Annotated in this window: 13 protein-coding genes; 10 read left to right on the plus strand and 3 right to left on the minus strand. The window is 60.0% G+C overall.

The genetic code is table 11. The features are described 5' to 3' along the window. Both AC3WK5_RS18435 and mrdA read left to right on the plus strand, forming a co-directional pair. On the plus strand, nucleotides 1-197 hold a 197-nt coding region (locus tag AC3WK5_RS18435; RefSeq protein WP_492574154.1), incomplete at its 5' end, for a hypothetical protein. 50 nt (nucleotides 198-247) lie between these two features. Next, nucleotides 248-2,140, plus strand: coding sequence for a penicillin-binding protein 2 (gene mrdA, locus AC3WK5_RS18440; RefSeq protein WP_054596418.1), 1,893 nt, complete (start codon nucleotides 248-250; stop codon nucleotides 2,138-2,140). An 11-nt stretch (nucleotides 2,141-2,151) separates the two neighbouring features. Here the strand turns inward: mrdA and AC3WK5_RS18445 are convergent, their stop codons facing one another. After that, nucleotides 2,152-3,108 carry a LysR family transcriptional regulator gene (locus tag AC3WK5_RS18445; protein ID WP_103315421.1) on the minus strand — a complete coding sequence of 319 codons (957 nt, stop codon included), beginning with the start codon at nucleotides 3,106-3,108 and terminating at the stop codon, nucleotides 2,152-2,154. Nucleotides 3,109-3,282: 174 nt separating this feature from the next. Between AC3WK5_RS18445 and AC3WK5_RS18450 the strand changes: the two genes are divergently transcribed. The 5 genes from AC3WK5_RS18450 to qhpG all read left to right on the plus strand — a co-directional run bounded on the left by AC3WK5_RS18450 (nucleotide 3,283) and on the right by qhpG (nucleotide 9,868). Continuing rightward, complete coding sequence (locus AC3WK5_RS18450) at nucleotides 3,283-4,038, plus strand: class II aldolase/adducin family protein (protein WP_103315420.1); 756 nt, start codon at nucleotides 3,283-3,285, stop codon at nucleotides 4,036-4,038. A gap of 239 nt (nucleotides 4,039-4,277) precedes the next feature. Beyond that, nucleotides 4,278-6,182: a sigma-54-dependent Fis family transcriptional regulator gene (locus tag AC3WK5_RS18455; RefSeq protein ID WP_103322137.1), complete on the plus strand. Its 1,905-nt coding sequence runs from the start codon at nucleotides 4,278-4,280 to the stop codon at nucleotides 6,180-6,182. Further along, nucleotides 6,182-7,900: an ABC transporter ATP-binding protein gene (locus AC3WK5_RS18460; RefSeq protein ID WP_103315418.1), complete on the plus strand. Its 1,719-nt coding sequence runs from the start codon at nucleotides 6,182-6,184 to the stop codon at nucleotides 7,898-7,900. Before AC3WK5_RS18455 ends, AC3WK5_RS18460 begins: the two co-directional genes overlap by 1 nt. Next, complete coding sequence (gene qhpE, locus AC3WK5_RS18465) at nucleotides 7,890-8,567, plus strand: subtilisin-like serine protease QhpE (RefSeq protein WP_103315417.1); 678 nt, start codon at nucleotides 7,890-7,892, stop codon at nucleotides 8,565-8,567. The genes AC3WK5_RS18460 and qhpE overlap by 11 nt, the downstream gene beginning before the upstream one ends. Then, nucleotides 8,564-9,868, plus strand: a complete 1,305-nt coding sequence (gene qhpG, locus AC3WK5_RS18470) for a flavin-dependent monooxygenase QhpG (RefSeq protein WP_103315416.1) — start codon at nucleotides 8,564-8,566, stop codon at nucleotides 9,866-9,868. The genes qhpE and qhpG overlap by 4 nt, the downstream gene beginning before the upstream one ends. A gap of 31 nt (nucleotides 9,869-9,899) precedes the next feature. Here qhpG and AC3WK5_RS18475 read toward each other — a convergent pair whose 3' ends face one another. Further along, nucleotides 9,900-10,754 carry a c-type cytochrome gene (locus tag AC3WK5_RS18475; RefSeq protein WP_103315415.1) on the minus strand — a complete coding sequence of 285 codons (855 nt, stop codon included), beginning with the start codon at nucleotides 10,752-10,754 and terminating at the stop codon, nucleotides 9,900-9,902. Nucleotides 10,755-11,312: 558 nt separating this feature from the next. Here AC3WK5_RS18475 and AC3WK5_RS18480 point away from each other — a divergent pair. The 3 genes from AC3WK5_RS18480 to AC3WK5_RS18490 all read left to right on the plus strand — a co-directional run bounded on the left by AC3WK5_RS18480 (nucleotide 11,313) and on the right by AC3WK5_RS18490 (nucleotide 15,524). After that, nucleotides 11,313-12,518 (plus strand): acetyl-CoA C-acetyltransferase, encoded by a 1,206-nt coding sequence (locus AC3WK5_RS18480; RefSeq protein WP_103315414.1) that lies wholly within the window; start codon nucleotides 11,313-11,315, stop codon nucleotides 12,516-12,518. Nucleotides 12,519-12,543: 25 nt separating this feature from the next. Then, complete coding sequence (locus tag AC3WK5_RS18485) at nucleotides 12,544-14,688, plus strand: 3-hydroxyacyl-CoA dehydrogenase NAD-binding domain-containing protein (protein WP_103315413.1); 2,145 nt, start codon at nucleotides 12,544-12,546, stop codon at nucleotides 14,686-14,688. 107 nt (nucleotides 14,689-14,795) lie between these two features. Further along, nucleotides 14,796-15,524, plus strand: a complete 729-nt coding sequence (locus tag AC3WK5_RS18490) for an amidotransferase (RefSeq protein WP_103315412.1) — start codon at nucleotides 14,796-14,798, stop codon at nucleotides 15,522-15,524. A 108-nt stretch (nucleotides 15,525-15,632) separates the two neighbouring features. On the opposite strand, the gene AC3WK5_RS18495 is transcribed toward AC3WK5_RS18490, so the two are convergent. Further along, nucleotides 15,633-16,604, minus strand: coding sequence for a magnesium and cobalt transport protein CorA (locus AC3WK5_RS18495; protein WP_103315411.1), 972 nt, complete (start codon nucleotides 16,602-16,604; stop codon nucleotides 15,633-15,635). Nucleotides 16,605-16,667: the final 63 nt, after the last annotated feature.

The following is a 16,667-nucleotide window of genomic DNA, read 5'->3' on the forward strand; positions in this document are numbered from 1 at the left end:
AGGTCATCGTCAAGATTAAATTCCGAAACCCCAATTGCGAAAGCAGTTGGGGTTTTGTTTTGCCTGCGAGAAAGTGCTCATCGGCTGTACCAATGTCCGACCGTCGTTTTGGCCGTCAAGGACAGCCACTTGGGAAATTACCCCTAAAGTGGCCGCGCAGTTTTTGGTATGGTGCAGCTCGTTTTTTAATGGACTGATGTCACGCGCAGGGAATGGCGTTTAACCCGGTCAAAGAGTTGCTGTAGAAATGCCCGAACCGATTCCGATCAAGGACCACGAAAAAGAAACGCGCCTGGTCAACAAACGGCTGTTGGCCTGCGCGCTGTTCGTGGTTGCAATTACCTGCGCGCTGGTTGTGCGCATGTACGTCCTGCAAGTGGTCGAGTTTGACTATCACTCGACGATCTCTGAAAACAACCGGGTACATGTCCTGCCCATTACCCCGACTCGCGGCCTGATCTATGACCGCAACGGCGTACTGCTGGCCGATAATCGGCCAAGCTACAACCTGATCATCACCCGCGAACGCGCAACCGATGTGAAAGGCGAGCTGGACTCGGTGGTCAATCTGTTGCACTTGCCTGCTGAAGACCGCGCACTGTTTGATAAGGCGATGAAGCAGGCGCGCCATCCCTTTGTTCCGGTCACCTTGTTTTACGAACTGACCGAAGAGCAGATTGCGACACTGGCGGTGAACGAGTTCCGCCTCCCAGGAATCGACGTTGAGCCGCAGTTCGTGCGTAACTACCCGCTGGGTGCGCATTTCGCCCACTCGATCGGTTATGTCGGGCGTATCAACGAGAAAGAATCCAAGGCACTGGATACCGTCGAGTACCGCGGTACCCAGTCGATCGGCAAGACCGGCATCGAAAAATTCTACGAGTCCGAGCTGCATGGCCATGTCGGCTATGAAGAGGTCGAAACCAATGCCCAGGGCCGGGTGCTGCGAGTGCTCAAGCACACTGATCCGATCCCTGGAAAAAACATCGTGCTCAGCCTCGATGTAAAGCTTCAGGAAGCGGCAGAAGACGCGCTGGGCGACCGCCGTGGTTCAGTGGTTGCTCTCGATCCGGCCACCGGTGAAGTGCTGGCAATGGTCAGCAAACCGAGCTTTGACCCGAACCTGTTCGTCACCGGCATCAGCTTCAAGGAATACGCGGCGCTGCATGACTCCATTGACCGCCCACTGTTCAACCGGGTCTTGCGCGGGTTGTATGCGCCGGGTTCGACGATCAAGCCGGAAGTGGCGATTGCCGGGCTCGACACCGGCGTGGTCACGGCGTCCACCAGAGTCTTCGATCCGGGTTACTACCAACTGCCGGACTTCGACCATAAATACCGTAACTGGAATCACAGCGGCGATGGTTGGGTCGACATGGACGCAGCGATCATGCGCTCCAACGACACCTATTTTTACGACCTGGCACACAAACTCGGCATTGATCGCCTGCACGATTACATGGCGATGTTCGGCCTTGGCGAAAAAGTCTCGCTGGACATGTTCGAAGAGTCCCCCGGGCTGATGCCGTCCCAGGCATGGAAGCGCGCTACTCGCCGTCAGCCGTGGTTCCCCGGTGAAACGGTGATCCTGGGGATTGGCCAGGGTTATATGCAAGTGACACCGCTACAACTGGCTCAGGCGACGGCACTGATCGCCAACAAAGGCGTGTGGAACCGACCGCATTTGGCCAAGACGATCGATGGCGTGGCGCCGGTGGATGAGCATCCGATGCCGAACATCCTGCTGAAGAATCCGCACGACTGGGAGCAGGTCAACCACGGCATGCAGATGGTTATGCACGATCCGCGCGGTATCGCCCGTGCGGCGGCCGTGGGGGCGCAATACCGGATTGCAGGCAAGAGCGGCACTGCACAAGTGGTGGCAATCAAACAGGGCGAGCGTTACGACCGATTGAAGACCCGTGAGCGTAACCGCGACAACGCCTTGTTCGTCGGTTTCGCCCCGGCCGAACATCCGCAGATCGTGATCTCGGTGATGATCGAGAACGGCGAGGCCGGCGGTCGCGTTGCCGGCCCTGTGGTGCGGCAGATCATGGATGCGTGGCTGCTGGACAAGGACGGCCATCTGAAGCCGCAATACGCGAGCCCGAGCAAACCACCCAGCGATCCTCACGTTTGACGCGCTGAAAGCTACAGCGCCTGCTCATGCCTGTTGAGCAGGTGCTGGAAGCTTTCCAGGAACACTGTTTCGGCCTGAGTCATTTTCTGCTCACGATTCCAGAGCAGCCGAATATCCAGATCCACCACACCCTCCTCAGGCGGCAAACGCCATAGCAACCCCTGCTCGACATCTCGCTGCACCAGGTGAACGGGTAAACAGCCGATCCCAAACCCTGCGCAGATCAGCCGGTGAATCTCTTCAAAGCTGGTCGATGATGCGACGATCTTGCCGGTAAAGCCTTGCTGGTCGCGAAACAGCGTCAGCGGCGAAAGATTGCCGCCCAACTGGTCGCTGGTGAAGCTGACGAAGTGCTCGGTGGCAAGTTGTTCCAGTCTCAGATTCGTCTGCCCGAATAAACGGTGGCGTTGGCCGCAGAAGTACCCATATCGCTCGCGAAACAGCACCCGTTGCTCCAGCCGCGGTTGCGGCAGTCGGGATAAACCGATGCCGACCGTCGCAGTCTTTTGCAGCAGGGCACTGATGATGTTCGAACTGCCCATCACCTCGACTTCCAGTTCGACATTCGGATGGCTCTTATGGAAGTCCGCGAGGAACTCATCGTAGTGCGGGGACTGGATACCGCTGATGGTCAGGATCCGCACCTTGCCCACCACGTCATCGTGAGGACTCTCGATCACCGGCCCCAGGCGCGAAATATCACCATAGACATCGGCCGCGATACGCAGCACTTCTTCACCGGTTTCGGTGAGGTCGAAACGCCGGCCGCTACGGACAATCAGCACGCAGTCGAGTTGCTCTTCAAGACGCTTGAGCGCCTGGCTCACCGCCGATTGTGTGATGTGCAGGCGTGCAGCAGCGTGGCTCATGCTGCCTTCCTGGGCGATCACCAGATAGGTGCGCAACAGGTTCCAGTCGAGCCGGTCATTGAGAAAGCGTCGGCTGGATTGGGGGAGGGGTGAGGGCATAAGGAATCCTGCTATTAGTCAGGCTAATAGTTAGGTTAAGAATTTGAAATTTGACTAATCCTAGCCCGGCCGCGATAAAGCTCACAAGCACACCGTGCTGTTGATACCCGGCGTCTGCGCTTTGCCCGTCCAAGGGCAACCCGCTCGCCATCACACACAAAAAGAGGTGATTTGGTGAATAAGCCCGAGCACATGAACACCATTGAATGGCAGGCCCGCTGCGAGTTGGCGGCCCTGTATCGGTTGGTTGCGCACTTTCGCATGACCGACCTGATCGACACCCACATCACATTACGGATTCCAGGACCCGAACATCACTTCCTGATCAATCGCTACGGGGTGATCTTTGATCGCATGCGCGCCTCGGATCTGGTGCGCATCGACCAACAGGGCCGAATTGTCGATCCGGCGTATGCGGATCATCGGGTCAACACGGCGGGCTTCGTGATCCATTCGGCGATCCACATGGCGCGTTCCGATCTGAACTGCGTGATCCACACCCACACGGCGGCGGGCATGGCGGTGGCTGCGCAGAAGCGGGGCCTGCTACCGATCACTCAACACGCACTGAAGTTCTACGGCAAGCTGGCTTATCACACCTATGAAGGTATCGCTTTGTCGCTGGACGAGCGCGAGCGGTTGATTGCCGACCTGGGACCGCACAAGGCGATGATCCTGCGCAATCACGGACTGTTGGTGGGCGGCGCCAGTGTGGCTCACGCGTTCCAGGAAATTTACTTTCTGGAGCGTGCCTGCCAGGCGCAGGTACAGGCGTTGGCGGGCGGGTGTGAGCTGAACTTTCCGTCGCCGGAGGTTTGTGTTCACACGGCTGAACAGTTCGAACAGGACGATGCCGAACACATCATCGAGCTGGCCTGGTCGGCGGCATTGACCCTGATCGAATCGCAACGCGAGTCCTATTGCTCATGAACACCGGGGCAGGTGCTCTACGGCACTTGCCAGTCTCTTGACGTTAACGTAAAGATAAGCGCTGGCGCCGAATTCCCATGGCGCAGGTTTTGCGTGAGGGAAGGGCTGTCCGAGGTCTCGGGCAAACTTCCCTTTACTGCCACCTGAACCGGGTAGATATTTCCCCATGACGTGCGTGCTTCGTTGCATGTCTGGAAGTGAACCGGCCAGAGACTGGGCGGACCAATCCGGAGCGCTTGATGACTCTTATAAAAACAATAACGCCACAACCGCAACATGAAGCCCGGCTGGCCCGGGAGAAACTTCACCTTGAAGGCGAAGTCCCGAACGGGGTGTTGCGCGCTGAAATCGATGCCTCATGGCGGCGCAGCTTAAGCCATGGCGTGCACTTCAATGGCAAGCATGAGTTGGCGCTGGAATCGAGCGCGAGTCTTGAGGTGTTGCTGGCGAGCAATCGCTTGCTGATCGACGCCGCGATGCCGGCCATCGATTACCTGGCCGAGCGTCAGGGCAAGGAAGGGCTGATCATCCTCGCCAATTCCGAGGCGACCATTCTCGCGGTCGAAGGCCGCGCCGACCGCCTCAAGGGCAGCGGCCTGCAAGACATCACCCTGGGCGCCTGCTGGAGCGAAGCTGCTCGTGGCACCAACGCCCTCGGCACTGCGCTGGTGGAAGCCCGGCCGACGCTGATCGACTGCGGTGAACATTACCTCGATCGTCTCAGCGATTTTTCCTGCAGTTCGGTGCCGATTCACTGCCCTCAAGGCGACATCCTTGGCGTGCTCGATCTGACCCGCGAAGGCCCGTTGGGCCGGGCGCATGACAGCACCGCGTTGTTGGCAATGGCGGTCAGTCAGATTGAAAGCCGGGTGTTCAACGCAAGCTTTCCCGAGCAGATCGTGCTGGCCTTTCATAGCCGTCGACAGTACCTCGAATCGCCCTGGCAAGGGCTGTTGGCGGTGAGCCTCGGCGGGCAAATTCTGGCGGTCAGCGCCCAGGCCTGCCAGTTGCTCAATGCCGAGCGTTCAGCCTTGGTTGGTCACCGCTGCGAAGAGTTTCTCGGGGTTGATGGCCTGCAATTGCTGGCGCGTCTGCAGCAAGGCGGGATCGGCAGTCTGCAAACCGCCAAAGGCGAATTTTTCTACAAAACCCTGCGTGCGCCGCAACGCTCGATCAATGTCACCGGCACACCGCGCAGTGTCGTCAAAAATCCAAAACCTCAACCCGATCTCGAATCCCTGGCCGGTAGCAATGCGCGGTATGCGCGTGCGTTACGGATGGCCCGGCAAGGCCTGGCCAATGAGTTGCCGGTGTTGCTGCTGGGGGAAACCGGTACTGGCAAGGAAGTCATCGCCCGGGCGCTGCACATGGCCGGCAGTCGTTGCGACAAACCCTTTGTCGCGGTCAATTGTGCAGCGATTCCCGAAGGCCTGATCGAGTCGGAACTGTTCGGTTATCGTGAAGGCGCGTTCACCGGCTCGCGGCGCGGCGGGATGATCGGCCGTTTGCAACAGGCCCATGGTGGCACGTTGTTCCTCGATGAAATCGGCGACATGCCGCTGGCACTGCAAGCACGCCTGTTGCGGGTGTTGCAGGATCGCAAGGTCGCACCGCTGGGTGCCGGTGAAGAGCAAGACATCGACGTCGCGCTGATCTGCGCGACTCACCGCGACCTCAAGCGTCTGGTCGAGGAAAAACACTTTCGCGAAGACCTGTTCTACCGGGTCAATGGCATCAGCGTGATGCTGCCGGCGCTGCGTGAGCGCGATGATTTCAGTGAGTTGGTGACCCGTCTGCTCGGCAAACTGGACGCCCCGACGGTCAAGCTCAAGGGCGACCTGAGCAACTTGCTTGCCGGATACCACTGGCCAGGCAACATCCGTCAGCTGGAGATGGTGCTGCGTACCGCGCTGGCGATGCGCGAACCCGGTGAAACCGTGCTGAGCCTGGAGCATTTGCCCGACAGCATGCTCGACGAGTTGAATGCCTGCGAGCGTTCGACCTGCGGCAGTATCCGCGAGAACGAACTGGAGCTGATCCGCCAGTCCCTCGACAATCATCACGGCAACGTTTCGGCGACGGCCGATGCGCTGGGCATCAGTCGAGCGACGCTGTATCGCAAGCTCAAACAGTTGCGCAGCTGATGCGGCGCTTGATCGTCAGGCTGGTCGACAGTCACAACCCCCAGGCACTGGACGCCGCCTTACAGTGGCTGTACGGCTTCGTGCGCCCGCATCGGCTGGCGATTGCCGGGCTGCTCGGGTTGTCGGTGTGCGCCTCGTTGCTGGTGCTGGTGCAGCCCTGGCTGACCAAATTGCTGATTGACGATGGGCTATTGGCGCATAACTTTTCCATGCTGGTGCTGATCGCCGGTTTGATGATCGTCGCCGGATTGCTTGGCACCGCGTTGTCGGGGATCAATCGCTACCTGCACACACGGTTGTCAGGGCGCATTCTGTTTGCCCTGCGCGACGACCTCTATCGGCATTTGCAGACCTTGTCGCCAAGCTTCTACGGGCAACGGCGGATCGGCGACCTGATGTCGCGCCTCGACGGTGATGTCGCAGAGATCCAGCGCTTTGCCGTCGACTCGCTGTTCTCGGCGGTTTCCAGCGTCATCGGTCTGGTCTGCGCGGTGGCGATGTTGCTGACCCTGTCGTGGAAACTCTCGTTGCTGGCGCTGGTGTTGATCCCGCTGGATGTGCTCTGGCTGCGCTGGATGCGGCGCAAGGTCGAGCGTGATGTGCGGCAGTTGCGTGAGCGTTCGGCGGACATGTCCTCGTTCATGGTCGAAACCTTGCCAGTGATGAAATTCATCCAGTCCGCCGGCCAGCAACAGCGCGAAGCACGGCGCCTCGAAACATTGGGGCAGGGCTACATGAGCCAGTTACTGCGCCTGCAAGTCACTGAGTTTTTCACCCAGGCGGTGCCCGGCACACTGACTTCGTTGTCGCGGGCTTGTGCGTTTTTGATTGGCGGTTACTGGGTGGTGCAGGGTACGTGGCAGCTCGGCGCGTTGATCGCGTTTTCGACGTATCTGGGGATGGCGGTCGGGCCGGTGCAGAGCTTGCTCGGGTTGTACGTGGCGATTCAACGGATGACCGTCAGCCTCGGTCGGGTGATGGACCTGCGGGGTGAACAGCCGAGCGTCGTCACACCGGTCGCACCGCAGCCAATGCCGAGCTCTGGCGAACTGTGTTTTGAGGCGGTGCACTTCAGCCATCCCGGGCGGCCGACGACCTTACGCGGAATCGAAGCGCGTATTCCCTACGGTTTGAAAGTTGCCCTGAGCGGCGGCTCCGGGGTTGGCAAGTCGACGCTGATCGACCTGCTGCAGCGGCATCACGACCCGCAGTCTGGTCGGGTGCTGCTGGACGGGATCGACCTGCGCGAGCTTGCATTGTTCGAGTTGCGTCGACGGATCGCCGTGGTCAGCCAGGACATCGTGCTGTTTCGCGGAAGCCTGGCGGATAACCTCGCCTATGCGGTGCCGGACGCCAGTCGTGAGGCGGTGGCCGAAGTGGCTCGGCTGGCGCAGCTCGACAGCCTGATCGCGTCCCTGCCCGAAGGCCTCGACAGTCCGTTGGGCGAGCGCGGTCAGCAGTTGTCCGGCGGGCAGAAACAGCGGATTGCCATCGCCCGTGCGCTGTTGCAGGATCCGCTGATTCTGGTGCTCGATGAAGCCACCTCGGCGGTCGATGAGGCCACTGAGCGGGACGTTATCGAGGCCATCGATCGACTGTTTGCCGGACGTACACGAATCCTGATCAGCCATCGCCCCTCAACCCTGGCCGATGCGGATCTGCGCTTTGAGTTGTTCGACGGCGTGCTAACGCAGGTTAAGGTGCTGCATGAAGCTTGAGCTAAGGATTGGCGTGGTCGACAGCGGACATTCCGTGGCACAACGCGGACAAGTGAGCGTCGGGCGACGGTTTTACCTGGTCGAAGACGGACTCGCCGAAGACGAACTGCGTGACGATCCGCTCGGCCACGGCAGCGCAGTCGTCGAGGCGATCAGCCGGCGTGCAGCCTCGGCACGGTTTTGCGTCGCGCAAGTGTTCGACCAGCGTGGGGTCACCAGCGCCTTGCAGATTGCCACGGCGATCGATTGGCTGGTGACGCAGGACGTGCGAGTGATCAACCTCAGCCTGGGCTTGCGTCAGGACCGCAATCTGTTGCGTGAAGCCTGTTCGGCGGCATTGGCCCGTGGTGTTTTGCTGTGTGCGTCGAGCCCGGCGCAAGGCGAGGGCGTGTACCCGGCGAGTTACCCACAGGTGTTGCGGGTGACCGGCGATGCCCGTTGCGGCGAGCACGAATGGTCGTGGCTCAACAGCCAGCAGGCCGACTTTGCCGCCTGTGTTCAGGGCATGTACCCAGGGCAATCCGGTGCCAGTCTCGGTTGCGCGGCGTTGACCGGGCATATCGCCAACTTCCTTGCCGGGCACCTCGACGCGAGCAATGCGCAGGTCCTTGAATGGCTACGAGACAACGCCCGTTATCGCGGACCTGAGCGGCGAGTCTGGGAATGAGCGCCATCCTGATTCTCGGCGCCGGGCCTGCGGGCGCGGCGGTGGCGTTGGGTCTGCGCCGGCTGGGTTATGCGGTGACGCTGGTCAGTGACTGGCGTCGTTTTGCGGCGCTTGAAGGTGTTTCGCAGCGGGTGCTCGAAGCCCTGCGCGGTGCAGGATTGAATCAGGCGTTGGCGGGGGCCGCGTTGCCGTCGCAGCGACAGGTGTCGTGGAACGGCCAGCAGCATGCGCAAAACATCGAGTTTCTGCTGGATCGGCCGAGCTTTGATCGCGGCCTGCGTGAGGATTTGCGCCTGGCCGGCGTCGAGTTGATCGAAGGCCGGGTGTTGGCGGTTCACTCCCAGGCGTCGGGCCATCGGGTTGAGGTCGAAGGTCATGCTGAGCTCAACAGCGAGTTTCTGGTGGAGGCTCGCGGTCGTCAGGCGCCAGCGCTTGGCAAAGGGCAACGTGGACCGGAGACAGTCAGCCTGCTCAATCGTTGGCAGGGCGCGTCGGGCAGCACCGCCAGCGCGGTGGAAAGTTTGCCGGACGGTTGGGCCTGGATGGCACGGCGGGCCGACGGTCAATGTTATTGGCAGTTGACCGTGGATGTGGCCAGCGCCGAATTGCCGGGCAAAGCGCAGTTGCTCGACTACTGTCGCCAGCGCCGGCAGGACTCGCCGTTGGCCATCGATTTTTTCGGATCGCAGCCTGAAATCGACCTGCAACTGCACGCCCGCAGCAGCACGGCGATTCTCAATCCGCAGGTGTGCGGCGATAACTGGGTTCGGGTTGGCGATGCGGCCATGGCGGTTGATCCACTGTCAGGCAACGGCATCTTTCAATCCCTGTCCTCAGCCTTGCAGGCGCCGGTGGTGATCAACACCTTGCTGGCTAAACCTGAGCGGGCTGCCTTGGCCCAGCGCTTCCATCAACAACGGGTCGAGCAACTGTTCTTGCGCTTTGCGCGCATTGGTCGGGACTTTTATGCCGACGAACTGCGCTGGTCGGAGCAACCGTTCTGGCGTGCACGTCGACAGTGGCCAGACACGGAGCTGGCTCATGCACCCGCAGATTTTGCGTCTCTGAGCATTGAGCGGGCGCCGGTGCTACACGATGGATTTGTCGATGAGGCCGAGGTGGTGATCACGGCGGATCAGCCGTTGGGGATCTGGCATGTGCAAGGGGTTGAGTTGGCACCTTTGCTGCGGCGATTGCAAACCGAGCCGGCTGACCAGGCGCTGGAAGGTTTGACGGTGGAGCAGGGGCGGGTGGTGCGCGGGTGGCTATTGTCCCAAGGCTTCAAACCCCAACCGAATTGATCGTTCCCACGCGTGGGAACCGATCGTAGGCTCAGGGCTGCTGTTTACGCCCCGCCATATGCTTCAAATACCCCACCAGCAACGTCAGCTCCTCATCCGACAATACCTGTGTCGAGAACCCCGGCATTTTTGCCTGTGGCCATTGGCGCAAGCTTTGCGGGTCGCGGATATAGCGCTTGAGGAATTCAGCGCCAAAGTATTCGGTAGGGCTGAAGGGAATGTTCAGGTCCGGACCAAACTGCGCATCGCCCGCGCCGTTCAGGCGGTGGCACGCCAGGCAGTTTTTCTGGAACAACGCATAGCCCAGATTCACCGGGTCATTGGCGGCGAGCGCCGGGTCTGGAAGCAGGGCAGGGAAGCGTACGCCGACCGCCGCCAGGCGTTTGATACTGGCGACCTGGAATGGCCATTGCTCAGGGCTGATATGGCCAGCCTGAGGGTTGGTCCACACCAGATAAAACGGTCCGGCACTGGGTTTGCCTTCCGCCAGCGCTGGCCAAGGGTTGGCCGGGTCTTCAATGGCCAGCCACGCCTGCGCACCCACCGTGTTGAGCAACGGTGCGGCAGCCAGTTCGGCAGCAAAACCGTCCAGGGCCACGGCTTGCAAGTGGTCGTCAGCCTTGATGCCAGTCAACAATGCCGCCAGCGGCACCGCGCGATAACTCATGTTCCTTTTGTAGGAAACATCGTCGGTGATCTGAATCGTCTGAACCTGAGGATGCTTGAGCAGCTCCTCGGTTTTCCAGGTTCGGCTGCCGGTACCCAGGTCGAGCACCAGCTGTGCGGCATACGAGGGCGTGCTGAGCAGCAAGGCCCCAAGCAAAAGTAGAGCTTTCAAGTGATCGCCATCCTGTCGAAGGTATGCCGTAAAGGTTGGCACACACATGCAGGCCCGGAAAGCGAGCGAGTCAGTTTTTTAGTGAGGCGTCGTCAACAACCACGCTTGATTATCCGATCACCTTGGTAAGGTTCGGCAAAATCAGTAGCAGCGTAGTGGCGAACAAAATGAGCCCGGCTTGACGCACTTTCGAATGTTTGAACATGGCTGTTTGCCTTTTTTTGTTATTTCCTGAGCGTCGAATGCTTGCCTGCATTTCTCCATGACGGCAAAGCGCTGTAATTCCTTTCTCACGAGCGCCTCGGCAAAACCCGACGACAACTTCGTAAGGTTTACCTTAGGGGCCCCGCAGGCTGTGCTTTAGATCCATTTAGTATCAACTAAGAGCAAACTGCTTCTAAAAAGCTATGAGGCATACTGCCAGCTGCTTTACCGGCCTTTTGCTAGACCGTTCCGTGACCTGCATCGATTAATCCGATAGCTGACTACCGTTCGTCTGAGCGTGACCGTCAAGGCCGTTGAGCGCTTCGGTCATTGAATCCGCCGCTGCTGAGCCTAAGGTGAGAACTCGCTAATTATTCACCTGCCCAGCGGTACGAGGACGTCATGACCCAAGCTTTGATTTTCGACGCGTTACGTACGCCCCGTGGCCGTGGCAAGGCTGACGGCGCCTTGCACAGCGTCAAACCGGTGAACCTGCTGGCAGGCTTGCTCGGTGCGCTGCAACAGCGGACGCAACTCGACACCCGCGAGGTTGATGACATCGTGATTGGCTGTGTCACGCCGATTGGCGATCAGGGCGCCGATATCGCCAAAACCGCGGCGCTGGTGGCCGACTGGGACGTTAGCGTCGCGGGTGTGCAAATCAACCGCTTCTGCGCATCCGGGCTGGAAGCGGTGAATCTTGGGGCGATGAAAGTCCGTTCCGGCTTTGAGGACCTGGTGGTGGTCGGCGGCGTCGAGTCCATGTCGCGGGTGCCGATGGGCAGCGACGGTGGTGCCTGGGCGCTGGATCCGCAGACCAACCTGCACAGCCATTTCACCCCGCAAGGCGTGGGCGCCGACCTGATCGCCACGATTGAGGGCTTCAGCCGTCAAGACGTCGATACTTACGCGCTGCACTCTCAACAGAAGGCTGCGCGGGCGCGGGCGGACGGCTCGTTCAAAAAGTCCCTGGTGCCGGTGCAGGATCAGAACGGGATCGTCCTGCTGGATCATGATGAGTTCATTCGCGCCGAGTCGACGCTGGAGGGTTTGGGCAAGCTCAAGCCGAGCTTCGAGATGCTCGGGCAAATGGGCTTCGACGCTACCGCGTTGCGGGTCTACAGCCATGTGGAGCGAATCAGTCACGTTCACACGCCCGGCAACAGCTCGGGGATCGTCGACGGCGCGGCGCTGATGTTGATCGGCTCTGAGGCCAAAGGTCGGGCACTGGGCTTGCAGCCACGGGCGCGAATCGTCGCCACGGCGGTCACCAGCACCGATCCGACCATCATGCTCACCGGTCCGGCGCCGGCCACTCGCAAGGCCTTGGCCAGGGCCGGGCTGCGGGTCGAGGACATCGATCTGTTCGAGGTCAACGAAGCGTTCGCCTCGGTGGTGCTCAAGTTCATCAAGGACATGGCCATCGATCCGGCCAAGGTCAACGTCAACGGCGGCTCTATCGCCATGGGTCACCCGCTGGGCGCCACCGGTTGCGCGATCCTCGGCACCTTGCTCGATGAACTGGAAGTGCGGCAGTTGCGCTACGGCCTGGCGACCCTCTGTGTCGGTGGCGGCATGGGCATTGCCACCATCATCGAACGCCTCTGAGCCCCGACTTCAAGGAAGCACCTTTATGACTGATGCCATTCGTTACGAAAAAGGTCAGGACCAGATTGTCGTCCTGACCATCGACATGCCGGGCCAGAGCGCCAATACCATGAACGCGGTGTACCGCGAGGCGATGGCTGATTGCGTTGCGCGGCTGGTGGCCGACAAGGACTCGATTGCCGGAGTGATCATCACCTCCGCGAAAAAAACTTTCTTTGCCGGTGGCGATCTCAACGAGCTGATCAAGGTCAGCAAGTCTCAAGCCAAAGCCTTCTACGACATGGTGTTGCTGCTCAAGGCTCAGCTTAGGACTCTGGAGACGCTCGGCAAACCGGTGGTCGCGGCAATCAATGGCGCGGCGCTGGGTGGCGGTTGGGAAATCTGTCTGGCCTGCCATCACCGCGTTGCACTGGACAATTCGTCGGTGCAGATCGGTTTGCCGGAAGTCACGTTGGGGCTGTTGCCGGGCGGCGGTGGGGTGGTGCGCATGGTGCGCCTGCTGGGGCTGGAGAAGGCGCTGCCGTATCTGCTCGAAGGCAAGAAAGTCCGGTCGCAACAAGCCCAGCAAGCGGGTTTGGTTGATGAGCTGGCGGCGGATCGAGATGAACTGCTGGCCAAGGCACGCGCCTGGATTGCTGCCAACCCGACGGTCAAGCAGCCTTGGGATATGAGCGGTTACCAGATTCCCGGCGGCACACCGTCGAACCCGAAAGTCGCGCAGATGCTGGCCATCGCGCCGTCGATTTTGCGCAGCAAAACCCAGGGTTGCCTGCCGGCGCCGGAGAAGATCCTCTGCGCCGCGGTTGAGGGCGCTCAGGTCGATTTCGACACGGCGCAGTTGATCGAAACCCGCTACTTCACCGAGCTGACTACCGGCCAGGTAGCGAAGAACATGATCGGCACCTTCTGGTTCCAGCTCAACGAGATCAACGCTGGCGGCTCGCGTCCTGCGGGTTTTGCGCCGCACGTGACGAAAAAACTCGGAGTGCTCGGCGCGGGCATGATGGGCGCCGGGATTGCCTACGTCAGTGCCGTGGCCGGTATCGACGTGGTGCTCAAGGACATCAACCTGGCGGCAGCCGAGAAGGGCAAGGCTCATTCGGCGGCACTGCTGGACAAAAAAGTCGCCCGTGGCCAGCTAAGCGCAGGGCAGCGTGACGCCACCCTGGCGCGGATCAAGACCACCGAGCAGGACGCCGATCTGGCGGGCTGTGACCTGATCATCGAAGCGGTGTTCGAAGACCGCGAGCTGAAAGCCAGGGTCTCGTCGGCCACACAAAAAGTCGTCGGTGCCGATGCGGTCATTGCTTCCAACACCTCGACCTTGCCAATCAGTGGTCTGGCGACCGCCGTGCCGGATCAGTCGAAATTCATCGGCCTGCACTTTTTCAGCCCGGTCGACAAAATGCCGCTGGTGGAAATCATCAAAGGTGCCAATACCAGCGATGAAACCCTGGCCCGTGGTTTCGATTTCGTCCTGCAAATCAAGAAGACCCCGATTGTGGTCAACGACAGCCGTGGCTTCTTCACCTCGCGAGTCTTCGGCACGTTTACCAATGAAGGTATCGCCATGCTCGGTGAGGGTATCTCGGCGCCGATGATCGAGACCGAGGCGCGCAAGGCTGGAATGCCGATAGGTCCGCTGGCGATCTCCGACGAAGTTTCCCTGAGCCTGATGAGCCATATCCGTCAGCAGGCCGCCAAGGACCTGCAAGCCGAAGGCAAACCGCTGCCAGCGCACCCGGCGTTTGCCGTCATCGATCTGCTGCTCAACGAATGCCAGCGTCCCGGCAAGGCCGCAGGTGGTGGTTTCTACGAATACCCGGCCGGTGGACAGAAACATTTGTGGCCAGAGCTGAAAACGCGTTTCGAGAAAGCTGACGGACAGATATCGCCACAGGATGTACGTGATCGCTTGCTGTTTGTGCAAGCCATCGAAACCGTGCGCTGTGTGGAGGAGGGCGTGCTGCTGTCGACGGCCGATGCCAACATCGGTTCGATTTTCGGCATTGGTTTCGCCGCCTGGACGGGCGGGGCGTTGCAGTTCATCAACCAATACGGCGTGAAGGATTTTGTCGCCCGTGCCCAATACCTGGCCGAGCAGTACGGCGAGCGCTTCACACCGCCGGCTTTGTTGCTGGAAAAAGCCGCGAAGGGCGCGTTGTTCTGAGGGTGTCGCTCTGACGGATTGGCGGTGCGCACCGGGCTTGCCTGACCCCGCGTTTCAAGGCAGGCTCTGGGTGTGCACTATCGCCTCTATCGTGTCAGGTATTTTTTATGTCGTTACGCATCTGCATTCTGGAAACCGACATCCTGCGTCCAGAGTTGGTCGATCAATATCAGGGTTACGGGCAGATGTTCCAGCGTCTGTTTTCGCAGCAACCCATCGCTGCCGAATTCACTGTCTACAACGTCATGCAGGGCGAATACCCAAGCGATGACCTGAGTTTCGATGCCTACCTGGTGACCGGCAGCAAGGCTGACTCGTTCGGCACCGACCCGTGGATTCAAACCCTCAAGACTTATCTGTTATCGCGCTATGAGCGCGGCGACAAGCTGCTGGGCGTGTGCTTTGGCCATCAATTGCTGGCGCTGCTGCTGGGTGGCAAAAGCGAGCGCGCGACCCAGGGTTGGGGGGTCGGCACCCACAAGTACAAACTGGCCGCCAAAGCGCCGTGGATGAGCCCGGTGAAGGAAGAGCTGACCCTGCTGATCAGTCACCAGGATCAGGTCACCGCGCTACCGGAAAACGCTACGGTGATCGCGTCCAGTGACTTTTGCCCGTACGCCGCGTATCACATCAATGACCAGGTGCTGTGCTTCCAGGGCCACCCGGAGTTCATTCACGATTACTCGCGGGCGTTGCTGGAAATTCGCCAGCAACACCTTGGCGAACAGGTCTATCAAAAAGGCATTGAAAGCCTGGCAAATGAGCACCACGGCACCACCGTTGCCGAATGGATGATGCGGTTTGTAGCCCACAAACCCGAAACCAAATCGGTTTAAATCCTGAAAGCATCGCGGGCAAGCCACGCTCCCACAGGTACACCTAAACCCTGTGGGAGCGTGGCTTGCCCGCGATCGAGCGCGAAGCGCTCGCCATGCATCCAGCCGTTATAACCACCCCGACCGCTTGAAGCTCGCCCACAACGTGAAACATCCCACGGTCATAAACCCCATCACCACAAAATAGCCGTAGTGCCAGCTCAGCTCCGGCATGTTTTGAAAGTTCATCCCGTAGATCCCGGCCACCGCCGTCGGGAACGCCAGAATCGCTGCCCAGGCCGCAAACTTGCGCTGCACCACGCTTTGTCGGGCCGCTTCCAGCAATACACCGATCTCGATGGTCTGGCTGGCGATGTCGCGTAACGTCGTCAGGTCCTCCATCTGTCGCGTGACGTGGATCTGCACATCACGAAAGTACGGGCGCATGTTCTTGTCGATAAACGGGAAGTTCAGCTTCTGCAGCTCTTCGCTGATCTCCACCATCGGCGCCGCATAACGGCGCAGGCGCAACACGTCGCGTCGCAAACCATGAAGGTTCTGAATGTCCTTTTCGTTGAGCGTGCTGCACAGCACGTTGCGCTCCAGCTCATCGATCTCGCTATGGATCGCTTCGCCCACTGGCTGATAGTTTGCGATGACGAAATCGAGCAGGGCGTAGAGCACGAAATCTTCGCCGTGCTCAAGCAACAGCGGACGCGCCTCACAGCGTTGGCGCACATGCGCATAGGACGCCGAGTGACCGTTACGGCAGGTGATGATGTAACCCTTGCCGGCAAAGATGTGGGTTTCGATGAACTCCAGTTTGCCCTCATGGCGCACCGGCGAGTACGTGACGATAAACAGCGCATCGCCAAAGGTTTCCAGCTTCGATCGGCTGTGTTTATCAAGGGCGTCTTCAATCGCCAGTTCGTGCAGGCCGAACTGGCGTTGCAGGTTGGCCAGCTCCTGGGCGTTCGGCTCTTCGAGGCCGATCCATACAAAGTGGCCTGGTTTTGCAGCCCAGGCGGCGCCCTCATCAAGGGTGATATCGGTGACTCTCTTACCGGCACTGTAGACCGCAGCCGCAACGACTCTACCCATAATTCTTATTCACTTCTTCTTGGCAAATGGCAATGACAGGCAATGACCAGATTATCCTGCTCT

It is taken from the genome of Pseudomonas sp. FW306-02-D09B (assembly GCF_058782685.1).

Coding starts and splice junctions, on each gene's coding strand:
- mrdA (WP_054596418.1), top strand. CDS start 248: ATGCCCGAACCGATTCCGATCAAGGACCACGAAAAAGAAACGCGCCTG.
- AC3WK5_RS18445 (WP_103315421.1), bottom strand. CDS start 3,108: ATGCCCTCACCCCTCCCCCAATCCAGCCGACGCTTTCTCAATGACCGG.
- AC3WK5_RS18455 (WP_103322137.1), top strand. CDS start 4,278: ATGACTCTTATAAAAACAATAACGCCACAACCGCAACATGAAGCCCGG.
- AC3WK5_RS18460 (WP_103315418.1), top strand. CDS start 6,182: ATGCGGCGCTTGATCGTCAGGCTGGTCGACAGTCACAACCCCCAGGCA.
- qhpE (WP_103315417.1), top strand. CDS start 7,890: ATGAAGCTTGAGCTAAGGATTGGCGTGGTCGACAGCGGACATTCCGTG.
- qhpG (WP_103315416.1), top strand. CDS start 8,564: ATGAGCGCCATCCTGATTCTCGGCGCCGGGCCTGCGGGCGCGGCGGTG.
- AC3WK5_RS18475 (WP_103315415.1), bottom strand. CDS start 10,754: ATGTGTGTGCCAACCTTTACGGCATACCTTCGACAGGATGGCGATCAC.
- AC3WK5_RS18480 (WP_103315414.1), top strand. CDS start 11,313: ATGACCCAAGCTTTGATTTTCGACGCGTTACGTACGCCCCGTGGCCGT.
- AC3WK5_RS18485 (WP_103315413.1), top strand. CDS start 12,544: ATGACTGATGCCATTCGTTACGAAAAAGGTCAGGACCAGATTGTCGTC.
- AC3WK5_RS18490 (WP_103315412.1), top strand. CDS start 14,796: ATGTCGTTACGCATCTGCATTCTGGAAACCGACATCCTGCGTCCAGAG.
- AC3WK5_RS18495 (WP_103315411.1), bottom strand. CDS start 16,604: ATGGGTAGAGTCGTTGCGGCTGCGGTCTACAGTGCCGGTAAGAGAGTC.